Raw genomic sequence first — 13,123 nt, 5'->3', positions numbered from 1 at the left:
CGCTAGCCTGACCCGCGGGAGCGCCAACGGCATACGAGACGAGGTAGGAGCCGCATGACCGATTGGACGACAACGCGCGCGGCGATGGCCGCGGACCACGATCGCTTGGCCGCGGTGCTGGGTCGCCCGCCGCGGCTGCATGCCGGGCTCTGGGCGCTGCGGCTCTATCGTGTCGGCCACTGGCTGCATCGTCGCGGGCACAAGACACCGGCCCGGCTGTTGTGGTCGTTCAACCTGCTGCTGACCGGGGCCGACCTGGAATGCGCCGTCGTCATCGGGCCGGGCTGCGTGATGCGCAAGCCACGCGGCGTCATCATGTATGGCGCGATCGGGCCCGATTGCACCCTGGGCACGCAATGCGGCGTCGGCGGGCTGTTGCGCGGCGCCCCGGCACCGCGCGGGGAACGCGGGCTTCGCCCGGACGTCGGCGCCCGTTGCGTGCTGGGCGACCGGTCCCTAGTCCTCGGCAGCGCCGTGATCGGCGATGACTGCACCATCACGGCTGGCTGCACGGTGCTGCAGGACCTGCCGGCCGGCAGCACCATCGAACGCCGCCCGGGCGCATGGCGGACCATGCGCATGGGCCTGCACCGCCGCCCCCGCCCCGCCCACGCGGGCGACGCCACCTTGGGCGCCGTGATCCGCACCGATGTCGCGCGCAGCGTGATGGAGAATGCCGGCACCCACGCCGCCGTCGGCGCCATCCGCTTCTGGGCCCACCTGATCCTGCCGGCGGTGCAGGGCGTCGTCCTGTTCCGCCTGGCGCATGCGCTGCATGCGCGTGGCTGGCGCCGCGCCGCCGCCCTGCTGGCGCGGATCAATACCAAGGTCTACGGCCTGACCATCCACCCCGGCAGCCGGATCGGACCCGGCATCTTCATCCCCCACACGGTCGGCGTCAGCTTCTGCGGCAGCGCGGGGCCGCTGCTGTCGCTCTTCCCCTTCTGCAGCGTCGGACCCGGGACCTGGCCCGGGCTGCGGTCGGACCTGCCAGCCGACGCCCCCGTGCTCGGCACCGATGTCGGCATCGGCGCGCAGGCGGAGGTGGTGGGCGCCGTGACCCTGGGCGACCTCGTGCTGGTGGGCGTGCAGGCCCGCGTGGAACGCGACATCGCCGAGGGGCTAACCGTCGTCCCGCGCCCCAACTGGCATCACGTCCCGCCCCCCGCCGACATCGCGGGCATGCAGCCACAGGCAGCCAATTAACCCCAGCTGCGCCGCGACAAGCTGGGAGATGGTCAGGCTGAGCTTGAAGCCAGGATCGACCATGCCGTGCCCCAGATGCGCCAGCAGCCCCGCGAACGCCGCGACCGCCAGGCCCTGCGCCGTGCGGTCGCCATTCGTCGTGAAGGCCAGCCAGCCCGCCCCGGCAAACACCATGATATGGGCGCAGAACCCCACCAGGCCGGTTTCGGTCAGGATCAGCAAGTGCAGGTTGTGCACCACATGGTCGCCACCCGGAAACACGCGGGAATACCCCGTCGCGTCATAGGTGGTGAAGCTGACCGCGAAGTTGTTGAGCCCGACGCCAAGGGCCGGAAACTGCCCAAAGATGCTGAGCGCCGCCTGCGCCAGCGGCCAGCGATGCGCGACACTGCCGTCGTCATCGCCAAAGATCCGCCGCTCGATCAACGGCCAGAGCCAGATCATCGCCACCGCCAGCGCCATCGTCAGCACGACCAGCACGATGGCGGTCCGCAGCGACACCACCCGCCGCCCCAGGATGCGCAGCGTGACGAAGGTCACGCTGACCGGCACCGTCATCCAGGCGGCACGCGAATAGGCCGCGACCATGCCCGCGGCGGCCCCCAGGGTGGCCAGCGCCGCGACCAGCCGCGCCAGTTCATGCCGCGCCAGGTAGAACATCGCCAGCATCACCGGAAAAGTGATCTCGAAGAAATAGGACAGCATGTTGGCATCGCCGATCGTGCCGGTCGGCCGTGCCACCTGCACCGCCGCGATCCGGTAGTTCAGCAACTTCGCCTCGCCGAAAACGCCAAGGCCCAGTTCGCGCCCGGTGACGAACTGCACCCCGGCCAGCCCCGCCTGCAACAGCACGCTCAGCGCCAGCACCCAGAGATAGACGATCATCTCCCGCCGGGTCAGGTTCATCACGACGACGCTGATCATCAGCAGCCCCGCCAGGCGCAACATCTCAAGCCACATCAGCGCCGGATACATCGCATTGGCCAGCGACAGCACGCCGGCCGCCATGAACAGAAGCTGCGGCCAGAACACCAGCGGCACCAGCCGCACCGGCCGCCGCCGCCCCACCAGGCGCGATTCCAGCAGCCAGCAGGCCAGGTACCCCGCCGCCGCAAGCTGGGCCAGGGCCACGGTCACCGCCAAGGCACCGCCGACGAAGGTCGCATAGCGCCCCGGCAGTTCCGTGTGATGCAGGAAGGAAATGCTGAGCCCGAGCGAAAGCCCCAGCGCCAGCGCCGCCACCAGCGCCATCCGCACACGCTCCAGGCTGCCCAGCAGCGCCAGGCCCACCAGCCCGGCCAGCGCCGCCAGGACCGCGATCATGTAGCGGGATTCGAGCTGGCCGATGATCACGGCGATCGGCACGCAGATCGCGCCCGCCGCCAGCGCCATGGCGAAACCGAGCACCCCGCGCAGGCGCGGCGCCTCGGCCCGGCCGGCATTCATGTCGCGGGCTCGTTCATGCCACAGGGCCCGGCGCCAGCCGCCAGGCATGGCGCGCGAACTGCCACATGACCCGGGCCCTGCCCCGCGCCGCGGCCCCGCCCGGTCGCAACGCCACAAGGCGATACGCCAGCGCCCGCAGCGCGAAGCCGGTCGCCAGCACCGGCCGCAGCAACGGCAGGCTGCCCCGCCCGTTCAGCACGCAATGCAACCGCACGAGGTTGTCGAGCCAGCGCGTCGAGGCCACCCCCCCCTGGGTCCCGCCCTGCAGGTGCAGCACGCGCGACCGCGGCAGATAGGCCACGCCAAGGCCGGCGGCGCGCAGCCGGCAGCCCCATTCCACATCCTCGGCATACATGAAGAAACCGGCGTCCAGCCCACCGACCTGCCGCACCGCGTCCATGCGCACCAGCATGCAGGCGCCGCAGATCCAATCGACCCCGACCGGCCCGGGGCCCAGCGCATCGGGCCGCACCAGGAACACGCCACGCAACCGGCGCGGCAACACCTGCGTCAGGCCCAGCGCATGCAGCGACAGCGACCAAAAACCCGGGCGCCAGCCGGCGTCGCCGACCTGGTGCCGCCCATCCTCATGCACCAGGCGACAGCCGGCGGCGGCCAGCCGCTGATCGGCGTCCAGGCAGGCGACCAGGCTGGCCAGGCTATCCGCCGCGGTCGGAAAGGCATCGGGGTTCAGCAACAGCGCATAACGCCCGCGCGCCAGGGCCAAGGCCTGATTGTTGGCGGCGGCGAAGCCCGTATTGGCGGTATTGGCGATCACCCGCACATCGGGAAAGGCCTGCGCCAGCGCCGCGGCCGTGCCATCGGCCGAGGCATTGTCCACCACGATCACCTCCCGCCCCCCCGGCAGGTCGGCGGCCGCCAGTTCGCGCAGGCAGCGCAGGGCGAGGTCGCGGCAATTCCATGTGACGATGACGACAGTGACGGCCGGGATGTCCCCGGCCGGGATCAAGCCTCCCTCCGCACCAGCGCCATCACCCAGGGGTTCAACGCCGTCGCCAGCAGCGGCTTGGGCAGGTGCTTCACATAGCCGCGCGCCAACGCGCCGAACGGCGCCGGCACCCGCGTGTAATTCGCCAGCCCATCGACCGACAGTCCCTCGACCTTGCAGGGCAGCCCGTCGAGGTAGCGCCGCACGTCATCATAGCCCCACAGGAAATAGGGGCCCCACGGCTTGTGGATGGACACCCCGACCTTGCGGCTGAGCCAGCGTTCCGCCGGCGTCGCCGCCGCATCCAGCGCATGGGCGGTGTCGACCGGGAAGCCCTTGTTCGGCCCCCCCAGCAGCAGATGCCCGCCGGGCGCCACGACGCGGAACAACTCGCGCGTCCATTGTTCGCGGATCGCGTGGTAATCGGGCCGGCGCGTCGCGTGCCCATCCTCGGTGCCGACGTGTTCCAGCACGCCAAAACTGAAGACGCAGTCAAAGGCACCGTCGTCGAAGGGCAATTCCAGCCGCAGCGGATCGGTCACCAGGTAGCGGTCGGTCGACCGGCCGGCCGCGACCCATAGCGGCGTCTGCTCCATCAGGTCGAAGCCATAGGCGTCGTAGCCAAGGCCAAGCAGGCTTTCCACCATCGCGCCGACACCGCAACCGGCATCGAGCAGCCGCCTGGCGCCGATGCGGTCCAGGATCGGGCGCAGGTAGCGCTGGACCTTGCCGGCGTTCTCCCGCTCCTGATCCTCGGCGTAGCCGTCGATGAGGGCGTGGTACACCACCTCCTGCTGCGCGGGCACCATCGCGGCGTAGCCATCGAGGCTGGTGGTGGCCCGTTCGCGGCGGATCAGGCTCGACATGGTGCAGCATGCATGTTGTGCAGGATCCGTTGGCTGAACACACAATCGCTTGCGTGTTTGGTTTGTAGCGACGGCAATGCTTGTCAACAATGGTCGTCGGATGTGATACGTGACACGTTGTTGCGATGCCAGTGTTCTTGCGAGATTTTTTGGAAGGCTCCTGACCGGGCAATGCGTTTCTTCTCCCTCCGCGGCCGGACCCGGCCGGACCCGGCCGACCCCGGACCGGCCACGATGCGCGCCGCGGCATCGGCCATCGCCGCGGCACGCCTCGCCGGACAAGCAACACCTTCGCCAGCATCCAAGCCGCCGACAGCAGCACCGATCGCGTCAGGATCGTTGACACCAGGATCACCATCCGCGGGTTCCACCACCCACGGCGCCCCCACGGCCGATGCCGCCACACAAGGCCCCGCGCCATCGGTGCCTGCCGCAACAGGATCCGCGACCTTGCGTGCTGCCGCCTCCACCATCGCCTCGACACGCCCGGCCATGCCCCCCGCGGTCAACGGCTTTCGCGTCCTGGACGCCATGCGTCCCGCGGCCGAGGCTGGCCCCGCCTTTCGCGCGACCGGCCCCGAAACCGCGGCCGAGGGCCTGCGCGAAATCTTCACGCCCACCCGCCCGCGCGCCCTGGGGCCGCTGTTCATCGGGCGCGAGGTTGAACTGAAGCGCCTGATCGCCGCGATCGAGGAAGAACGCGCCCATGTCGTCCTCTACGGCGACCGCGGGCGCGGCAAGACCAGCCTGGCCAATGCCTTCGCCGACCTGGCGACCGAGGCCGGCGTGCTGACCGTGCGCCGCGCCTGCGGCGCCGACACCGGCTATGAACGCCTCTTCCGCGGCCTGTTGTCGGCCGTGCCGCCGCGCCTGCTCGATCCCGGCGCCACCGGCCATGCCGCGACCCTGCTGCCCGACGGCCCCTTCGGCCCCGAGGATGTCGCCGACGCGCTGGCGCGCGTGCGCGGCGGCCAGGTCCTGTTCCTGATCGACGAATTCGACCGCGCCGAAAGCCCGGCCCTGCGCAACGCCATGGCCGAGACGATCAAGAACCTGTCGGACCAGGCGCTGCCCGTCACGCTGCTGCTGGTCGGCGTCGCCGGCAGCCTCGACGATCTCCTGGGCCACCAGCCCTCGATCCAGCGCAACCTTGTCGCGATCCACGTGCCGCCGATGCGTGACCTGGAGGTCGCGCGCCTGGTCACCGCGGGTGCGGCCGCCGCGGGCCTGGCCTTCGCGCCGGATGCGGCGGCGCAGGTTGTGCGCCTTGCGCGTGGCATGCCGTATTACGCGCATCTGCTGTGCCTGTTCGCGGCGCGTGCGGCCAGCGCACGCAAGGCGCGCGAAGTCACGGTGAACGACGTCACCGCCGCCATCGCCGAAGCGGTGCGCAAGCAGGAACCGGAACTGGGCGGCGTCTACGAACGCGCGATGGCGCTGCCAGGTGCTGCCGCCGTGCTGCGCGCCGCGGCCGAAGCGCCGCGCGATGCCGACGACCGCTTCGCCGAAACGGCCCTGCCGCCCGTCGCGGCCCCCATCCTGGCCGCCCTGGCCCGGCCCGCCTTTGGCCCGGCCCTGGTGGTCGAAAGCACGCCCGGCGGCTTGCGCTACGCCTTCGCGCTGCCGGCCCTGGCGCACCACATGCTGTTCCGCGCGGCGCTTTCCGCGGCACCGCCCACGGCGCCAGCCGCGACCGACGCAGGGGCACCGGCATGATCCCGCGCGCCATCCTCCGCCTGTGCTGCCTGGGACTGCTCGTCCTGGCTGGCTGCGCTCCCGGCCGATCCTTCGACCAGGTGCGCGGCGGCGCCCCCGCCTATGTCGAGGACGCGGACCCCGCCGCGCGCGAAGCCGCCGCCGCCGACCTGTCGGCCGCGATGCTGCGCGGCACCCGCAACTGGCGCCTGCAACCCGGCGACACGATCGAGGTGATGTACGCCATGAACCGGCGCGCCTCCGTGCGCGACTACCGCATCGGCATCGGCGACCAGATCGACGTGGTGTTCCAGCACCATCCGGCCTTGAACCGCATCCACACCGTCCGGCCCGACGGTCGCATCTCGCTGAACATGCGTGGTGAGATCAACGCCGCCGGCATGCGCCCCACCGACCTCGGCCGCGCGATCGCCGCCCGCTACAACGACGAATACCTCGACCCCGCGGCCACGGTGCATGTCGTGCGCGCCTCGGACGAGGCCGAGATGTTCATGACCATGGTCGCCGGCACCGCGGCCCCGCGCGCGCAAGCCATGGTCATCGCCCCGGACGGCACCATCGCCCTGCCGCTGCTGCAATCCATCCGCGTCAGCGGCATGACGGTGGACGAAGTCGCCGAACGCACCTCCGACGCCTATCGCCAGCGGATCGGCGGCCTGGCCACATCGGTCCGCCTCGCCGCCGCGACCGGCCAGCAGGTCTTCGTCTTCGGCGAGGTCCAGCGCCCCGGCCCGCAACCCGGCACGCCGGTGCGCAGCATCCTGCAACTGGTCGCCTCCGCCGGCGGGCCGACCGAATTCGCCGCACTGGACCAGGTCCGCGTGCTGTATTGGGACGAAGCCGGCCAGGGCCGCCTGCGGGTCGCCAACCTGAACAACGTGCTGCAACGCCTCTCGCTGGATGAGGACATGGCAGTGCCGCCGGGCTCGGTGATCTACGTGCCGCCCAGCCAGCTTGCCATCGCCGGCCGCCTGGTGGACCAGATCGTACGCCGGCTCTTCCTCTTCACCGGCACCAACGCCGGCATCATCTTCGAAGCCAACCGCGTCAACCTGAACTCCGTCACGGGCATCCGATGAGCGGCGGCGGCCTGCGCCAGCAACCGCCGCCGTCGTCCGACCTGGCGCCGACGCGGCGCACGATCGACATCGACGCGCCCATCGGCCTGCCCGGCGTCTCGCTGCACGACATCCTGCGTACCCTGCTGCGGCGGCGTTGGCCGATGGTCGGCATCATGCTGGGCGCGGTGCTCTGCTCGCTGGTCTACCTGTTCCTGGAATCCCCAAGCTACGTCTCCAGCACCCGGGTGCTGGTCCGCGTGGGGCGGGAAAAACTCTCCTCCGTCAGCATCCCGCAGATCAGCGCCGGCAACTTCATGTTCTCCGAACGGCCGGAGAACGTGAATGACGAGGTCGAGATCATGCGCAGCCCCGCGGTGATGCAGCGCGCCTATCCGCTGCTGCGCGAGCGGCTGGAGGAAATGGCCGCCGCCGCCCCGCCGCCCTCGCCCCTGCGCCGGTTGATCAACCAGGCCAAGGGTATCGCGCGCGACGCCGCCAAGCTGGCGCAATGGCCGCTGCGCGTGATCACCGGCCGGCGGGACCTGTCGCCGGAGGAAGCGCTCTACGAAACCATCTCCCGCTCCCTCGTCGCGGCCCCGGTGCGGGAGACCAATGTCTTCGGCGTCGGCTTCGGCTGGGCCGAACCGCATTTCGCCGCCTTCGCGCTGAACACCATCCTCGACGCCTTCATCCAGGAACACATCCGGGTGCAATCCTCGGCCGCCCAGGCCGTGGAATTCTACCGCGAACGGGAAGCCGGCGCGGTCGCCGAACTGGCCGAGGTGGATGCGGGGATCGAGGCCGCCGCCCGCACCGCCGGCATCGCCGACCCGGGCGCGGAAAAGCAGGTCATCATCTCGCTCATCACGACGCTCGAGCGCGACATCTCCCAGGCCCGCATCTCCGAGGACCAGACCCGGCGCCGCGCGGCCGAATTGCGCACCCAGGTCGAAACCGGGCAGGACTGGCCCGCGACCCCCGGCGTGCCGCAGGTCCAGCTCACCCAACTTGCCGACATCGACGCGCGCTACGCGGAAATCTCCGGCCGGCGCAACGCGGCGCTGACCCAGCTTCGCCCGACGTCGCGGGAGGTGCGGGATCTCGACCAGCAGATCGCCAACCTGCGGCGCCAGAAATACGCGGCGCTGATCGGCTACCTGGACGACAGGATCGCGACCGAACAGCAGGTGCAGGTCGCGGCCCAGACGCGCCTGGTCGAAACCCATGCCCGCCAGGCCCGGCTCCAGGCGATCGAGGCCCGCTTCATCGCCACCCAAAGCCGCCGCGACCAGTTGCTGCAACGCATCCGCGAATACCGCCAGCAGATCGACCACATGCAGATGCTGCGGGCGATGGATTCCGACGACCAGACCAGCGTCCGCATCCTGTCGCCGGCGCTGCCGCCCTTGCTGCCCTCCTGGCCGCGCGCGACGCTGCTGCTGGGGCTGGCGCTGGGCTGCGGCCTGTTGCTCGCCATCGCCTATGCGGTCTTCGCCGAATTCTTCGACCGCACCGTCTCGACCGAACGGGATGCCGAACGCGTCCTCGGCCTGCCCGTGCTGGCGCGGGTGCCGGAGATGCGGCGTTGAACGCGCCCGGGCCCCGCGCCATGCCCCTGACCCCGACCCCGCGCAAGCTGCCGGTGCTGGAGGAAAGCGCGCTGATGTCGCTGGCCGTCGGCATCGCGACCGGCGCGCATACCCGCGCCCCCTTTGTCGCCCTGGTCGCGAGCCACCCGCGGGAGGGCACGACGACCGTCGCCGTCAACCTGGCGCGCACGCTGGAAAGCGGCCTGCGGCGCAGCGTCGCGGTCATCGATGCGAATTTCGCCGCCCCCGGCCTCGCCACCGCCTACGGCCTGCCGGCGGAGCCCGGATTGTTCGAGGTCCTGCGCGGCGACGTGCCGCTGCGGCGTGCGCTGCACGTCGCGGTCTCGGGCCAGTTCGCCGTGCTGCCCGCCGGCGCGGGCACCGCGGCCGACCAGGGCGGGCTCTTCGCCGCGGGCGGCATCGTCGGGCTGTGCCAGCAGATCCGGCGTGAGGGTTTCGAGTTCTGCCTGGTCGACTGCCCCGCCGTGCTGGCCTACCCCGAGGCGGCGGTCCTGGCCGGGCAATCCGGGGCGGCGTTCATGGTCTTGCGAGCGGAGCACACGCGGTGGGATGCGATGCGGGAGTCGGTGGCGATCCTCCAGGCCGGCGGCGCGCCCCTGCGCGGCACCGTGCTGAACCGCTACCAGCGCCACCTGCCCCGCTTCCTCGATCGACTCCTCTAGGCGCTCCCGACATGGATGATCCACCGCAATGAGCCGTCGCTTGCGCATCGGCATGATCTCGACGGTCAACCTGCCGACCCCGCCGGTCGGCTACGGCGGGATCGAACGCGTCGTCCACGCCTTCGTCGAAGAACTGATCCGCCAGGGCCACCACGTCACCCTGTTCGGCCGCCCCGGCAGCCATTGCTCCGGTGAAACGGTGGAGGTCGCGGGCTATGGCCAATCCATGGCGGTCAGCGGCGGCCGCCACCGGCTGGACGAGGAACTGCTGGCCGATGCGGTGCAGGCCCATGTCGCGCGCGAGAAACTGGACGTGCTGCACGACTGGTCGCTCGAAAACATCTTCGTCAACCGCAACCCAGACGCCCTGCCCTTCGTCGTCTCGACCTGCGTGCCGCAGCCGCCGGGCTATGCCCAGCGCAATGTCATCGCCGACAGCGCCGCCCATGCCGCCACGCTGAAAGGCGGCACCGCGCCCTTCGTCCATTTCGGGATCGATGTCGCGAAGGTGCCCTGGTCGCCGAATGGCGGCACCCGCCTGGTCCAACTGGCCAAGATCTCCTGGTACAAGGGCCAGCACCTGGCCATGCTGGCCGCCGCCATGGCCCTGCGCCCGCTGGACGTGGTCGGCAACGAGGAAGGCCGCCGCTACGGCCGCTACCTCGTGCGCCCCCTGGCCGCGATGCTGCCCAACGTCCGCCTGCTGGGCGAAACCAAGGACGTCGAGGGCGTGCTGATGGGCGCCCGCGCCCTGGTGCTCGCGCCGCGCTGGTTCGAAACCTACCCGCTGGTATCGATGCAGGCGCTCTGCGCCGGCACGCCGGTGGTGGCGCTGGACAGCGGCGGGCTGGACGAACAGGTCCGCCAGGGGGAAAATGGCTTCCTGGCCAAGAACGTCCTGGGCCTGGCGCGCGCCATGCGCGACGTGGACGACATCTCCCGCACGCGCTGCCGGGAGATGGCGCTTGAACAATTCGATGTGCGGCACATGGTGCGGCACTACCTGGAGTATTACGCGCGGGTGATGGATGGGGAGACGTGGTGACGCGCCCCCAGCCTTCGCCTGACCTTCTTTCCTGACAGGATCACCGTGACAACGCTCTTCACCGCCGGCGGCCAGATCCGCCTGCACCGCCATGACCTGCCCGCCGACATCGACTTCGGCCGCATGGTCGCCATCGACACCGAGACCATGGGCCTCGACCCCCGGCGCGACCGGCTGTGCCTCGTGCAGCTTTCGGCCGGCGACGGCCATGCGCATTGCGTGCAGATCATTCCCGAGTCGCTGGGCGGCCGGGGTGCGGATTGCCCGAACCTCAAGCGCCTGCTGACCGATCCGGCCTGCGTGAAGCTCTTTCATTTCGCGCGCTTCGACGTGGCGGCGCTGCAAAAGGGCCTCGGCATCACCGTATCCCCGGTCAAATGCACGAAGATCGCCGCCAAGCTGGTCCGCACCTTCACCGACCGGCATGGGTTGAAGGACCTGTGCCGCGAACTTCTGGGGGTGGATCTGTCGAAGCAGCAGCAGACCTCCGACTGGGGGTCGCCGGACCTCAGCCCGGAACAACTGACCTATGCCGCCTCCGACGTGCTGCACCTGCATGCGCTCTGGGCCAAGCTGGAGGGGTTGTTGCGGCGCGAGGGCCGGCTGGAATTGGCCGAGTCCTGCTTCGCCTTCCTGCCCACGCGCGGCGCGCTGGACCTGATGGGCTACGACGAGCCCGACATCTTCCATCACTGACGGCGTCGGGGGGGCGGCCGTGCAAGGCCGAAGCCCCCGAATAACGCAAACGTCATTCCTGGCACGATTTTTGTCCGGCTTGCCGCCGTGTGGCATGTCGGGCGTTGACCCCTGCGGTCGGGCGCCGCATATCCAAGCGGTGACCGACCTTCTCCTATCGCGCGGCTGACCATGGATACGCCGCCCCCCATTCCCTTGCCGGTGCCGGACCGCTTGCCGGACCAGGCCGCCCGGCGTGGCATGCCGTCGCTGACGCGCGAACGCCGCGCGCCGACCCCGGGCCAGATGCTGCGCCGCCGGCTGACCGTCGGCGCGCTGAAGTGGCTGCTGCCGGGGGCCGCGGTGGTGCTGCTCGCCGCCATCGCGCTCTGGCCGGAATTCGACCGGTCGGAGGATCGGGGCCGCCTCTCCTTCCGCCGCCTGACCGGCGGCGTGCCCGATGCGATGCGCGTGGTCAGCCCGCGCTACGATGGCGTGGACGAACAGCAGCGGCCCTATACCGTCACCGCCTCGGTCGCCGCGCAGCAGGGTGCCGACCCCAACATCGTCCTGCTGACCGCGCCGCGCGCCGACATCACCTTGTCCGGCGGCGAATGGATCATGCTGGAAAGCGATGACGGCCGATTCTACCGCAATACCAATATCCTCGACCTATGGGGGCGGGTGACCCTGTTCCACGACAATGGGACCACGATGCTGACCGAACGGGCGCATGTCGAACTCAATGCCGGCAGTGCTGAGGGCGATGCCCCCGTCGCGGCCCAGGGCCCCTTCGGCACCCTGGTGTCGGAGGGCTTTCGCCTGACCGAACGCGGCGCCGTCGTCGTCTTCACCGGCCGCGCCCGCACGGTGCTGGAGGGCGGCCGGTGACCCTGCGCACAACCCTGCTCGCCTCGGCCGCCGTCATCTGGGCCGGGGTCGCCCTCGGCCAGGCGCTCGACCTGTCGCGCGGCGGCCCGACCGAGGTCACCGCGACCGATGGCATCGAATGGCGCCAGGCCGACCAGGTCGTGATCGCCCATGGCAATGCCAAGGCGATCCGCGACGGCGTGACCATCGACGCCGACCGCCTGATGGCCCGCTACCGCCCGCGCGGCGGCGCCGCCGCGGCCCCCACGACGGGGGAAAGCCCGGCCTCCTCCTCGGAAATCTGGCGGTTCGAGGCTGATGGCCAGGTGCAGATCTCGACCGCGACCGATCGCGCCGCCGGCGACCGGGCGGTCTATGACATCGACCAGGCCGTGATGGTGCTGACCGGGCGCGACCTGTGGCTGACGACGCAGGACAGCCGCATCACCGCCCGCGACAGCCTGGAATACTGGACGCCCCGCCGCATGGCCGTGGCCCGCGGCGCCGCCGTGGTGACGACCCAGGACGGCCGCCGCATCCAGGGCGACACCATCGTGGGCTATTTTCTGGAAGCCGCCCCCGAACCGCCCGTGCGCGGCGCCAGGCCCGCCGCCGCACGCCCCGGCCAGCCACCCGCCGGCCAGCAGGCAGCGACCCTGGCCGGCGCCCCCGCCAGTGGCCCGCCCTCGGTGCCCGGCGCCGGCAGCAAGCTCGATCGCGTCGAAGCCTTCGGCAATATCGAAATCCGCACCGCGACCGAGATCGTCCGCGGCGACCGCGCCGTCTATTCCCCCGTCTCCGGCATCGCCCGCGTCCTTGGCAATGTCCGCATCACGCGCGGGGAAAACCAGTTGAACGGCCAGGAAGCCATCGTCGACCTGACCGCCAATACCGCCCGCCTCGTCTCCTCCCCCGGCGCACGGGTGCAGGGGCTGATCGTGCCGAACAGCGAACAGCCCGGCGCCGACCAGCCCGGCGGCACGCGGCCGCGCCCGGGCGGCCGCCCGTGACCCCCCC

General features: G+C 70.9%; 12 protein-coding genes. 9 read left to right on the top strand and 3 right to left on the bottom strand.

Translation table 11 applies throughout. The annotated features are described in order from the left end of the window. Positions 1-54: 54 nt before the first annotated feature. Entirely contained in the window at positions 55-1,206 is a 1,152-nt protein-coding gene (locus ACQW02_RS08595) for a hypothetical protein (RefSeq protein ID WP_431284854.1), read from the top strand. Here the strand turns inward: ACQW02_RS08595 and ACQW02_RS08590 are convergent. Genes ACQW02_RS08590 through ACQW02_RS08580 form a run of 3 tightly spaced genes read right to left on the bottom strand, consistent with a single transcriptional unit; the run spans position 1,123 to position 4,467 of the window. Further along, positions 1,123-2,652: an O-antigen ligase family protein gene (locus tag ACQW02_RS08590; RefSeq protein ID WP_431284853.1), complete on the bottom strand. Its 1,530-nt coding sequence runs from the start codon at positions 2,650-2,652 to the stop codon at positions 1,123-1,125. The two genes, ACQW02_RS08595 and ACQW02_RS08590, sit on opposite strands and share 84 nt — an antisense overlap. Before the next feature lie 13 nt (positions 2,653-2,665). Next, positions 2,666-3,622 (bottom strand): glycosyltransferase family 2 protein, encoded by a 957-nt coding sequence (locus ACQW02_RS08585; RefSeq protein ID WP_431284852.1) that lies wholly within the window; start codon positions 3,620-3,622, stop codon positions 2,666-2,668. Next, positions 3,619-4,467 (bottom strand): class I SAM-dependent methyltransferase, encoded by an 849-nt coding sequence (locus tag ACQW02_RS08580; RefSeq protein ID WP_431284851.1) that lies wholly within the window; start codon positions 4,465-4,467, stop codon positions 3,619-3,621. Before ACQW02_RS08580 ends, ACQW02_RS08585 begins: the two co-directional genes overlap by 4 nt. Positions 4,468-4,917: 450 nt before the next feature. Between ACQW02_RS08580 and ACQW02_RS08575 the strand changes: the two genes are divergently transcribed. The 8 genes from ACQW02_RS08575 to ACQW02_RS08540 all read left to right on the top strand — a co-directional run bounded on the left by ACQW02_RS08575 (position 4,918) and on the right by ACQW02_RS08540 (position 13,116). Beyond that, positions 4,918-6,183, top strand: a complete 1,266-nt coding sequence (locus ACQW02_RS08575) for an ATP-binding protein (RefSeq protein WP_431284850.1) — start codon at positions 4,918-4,920, stop codon at positions 6,181-6,183. Then, a complete protein-coding gene (locus ACQW02_RS08570; RefSeq protein ID WP_431284849.1) occupies positions 6,180-7,262 on the top strand; it encodes a polysaccharide biosynthesis/export family protein in 1,083 nt (360 codons plus the stop codon). Before ACQW02_RS08575 ends, ACQW02_RS08570 begins: the two co-directional genes overlap by 4 nt. Beyond that, complete coding sequence (locus tag ACQW02_RS08565; RefSeq protein ID WP_431284848.1) at positions 7,259-8,833, top strand: GumC family protein; 1,575 nt, start codon at positions 7,259-7,261, stop codon at positions 8,831-8,833. The genes ACQW02_RS08570 and ACQW02_RS08565 overlap by 4 nt, the downstream gene beginning before the upstream one ends. Positions 8,834-8,853: 20 nt before the next feature. Then, positions 8,854-9,516 carry a CpsD/CapB family tyrosine-protein kinase gene (locus ACQW02_RS08560; protein WP_431284847.1) on the top strand — a complete coding sequence of 221 codons (663 nt, stop codon included), beginning with the start codon at positions 8,854-8,856 and terminating at the stop codon, positions 9,514-9,516. 28 nt (positions 9,517-9,544) lie between these two features. Continuing rightward, positions 9,545-10,561 (top strand): glycosyltransferase, encoded by a 1,017-nt coding sequence (locus ACQW02_RS08555; protein ID WP_431284846.1) that lies wholly within the window; start codon positions 9,545-9,547, stop codon positions 10,559-10,561. Positions 10,562-10,606: 45 nt separating this feature from the next. Continuing rightward, positions 10,607-11,257 (top strand): ribonuclease D, encoded by a 651-nt coding sequence (locus tag ACQW02_RS08550; RefSeq protein ID WP_431284845.1) that lies wholly within the window; start codon positions 10,607-10,609, stop codon positions 11,255-11,257. A gap of 171 nt (positions 11,258-11,428) precedes the next feature. Continuing rightward, positions 11,429-12,127 carry an LPS export ABC transporter periplasmic protein LptC gene (gene lptC, locus ACQW02_RS08545; RefSeq protein WP_431284844.1) on the top strand — a complete coding sequence of 233 codons (699 nt, stop codon included), beginning with the start codon at positions 11,429-11,431 and terminating at the stop codon, positions 12,125-12,127. Next, complete coding sequence (locus tag ACQW02_RS08540) at positions 12,124-13,116, top strand: LptA/OstA family protein (protein WP_431284843.1); 993 nt, start codon at positions 12,124-12,126, stop codon at positions 13,114-13,116. The genes lptC and ACQW02_RS08540 overlap by 4 nt, the downstream gene beginning before the upstream one ends. The last annotated feature ends 7 nt before the right edge of the window (positions 13,117-13,123 follow it).

This window comes from Humitalea sp. 24SJ18S-53 (genome assembly GCF_050632385.1).
GTDB lineage: Bacteria > Pseudomonadota > Alphaproteobacteria > Acetobacterales > Acetobacteraceae > Humitalea.
The sequence above is the reverse complement of the archived record's forward strand: the minus strand, read 5'-3'. Positions and strand labels throughout refer to the sequence as shown.

Excerpts from the sequence above, each read along its gene's own strand:
- ACQW02_RS08580 (WP_431284851.1), bottom strand. The coding sequence starts at position 4,467 with ATGTCGAGCCTGATCCGCCGCGAACGGGCCACCACCAGCCTCGATGGC.
- ACQW02_RS08555 (WP_431284846.1), top strand. The coding sequence starts at position 9,545 with ATGAGCCGTCGCTTGCGCATCGGCATGATCTCGACGGTCAACCTGCCG.
- lptC (WP_431284844.1), top strand. The coding sequence starts at position 11,429 with ATGGATACGCCGCCCCCCATTCCCTTGCCGGTGCCGGACCGCTTGCCG.
- ACQW02_RS08560 (WP_431284847.1), top strand. The coding sequence starts at position 8,854 with ATGCCCCTGACCCCGACCCCGCGCAAGCTGCCGGTGCTGGAGGAAAGC.
- ACQW02_RS08595 (WP_431284854.1), top strand. The coding sequence starts at position 55 with ATGACCGATTGGACGACAACGCGCGCGGCGATGGCCGCGGACCACGAT.
- ACQW02_RS08565 (WP_431284848.1), top strand. The coding sequence starts at position 7,259 with ATGAGCGGCGGCGGCCTGCGCCAGCAACCGCCGCCGTCGTCCGACCTG.
- ACQW02_RS08590 (WP_431284853.1), bottom strand. The coding sequence starts at position 2,652 with ATGAATGCCGGCCGGGCCGAGGCGCCGCGCCTGCGCGGGGTGCTCGGT.
- ACQW02_RS08570 (WP_431284849.1), top strand. The coding sequence starts at position 6,180 with ATGATCCCGCGCGCCATCCTCCGCCTGTGCTGCCTGGGACTGCTCGTC.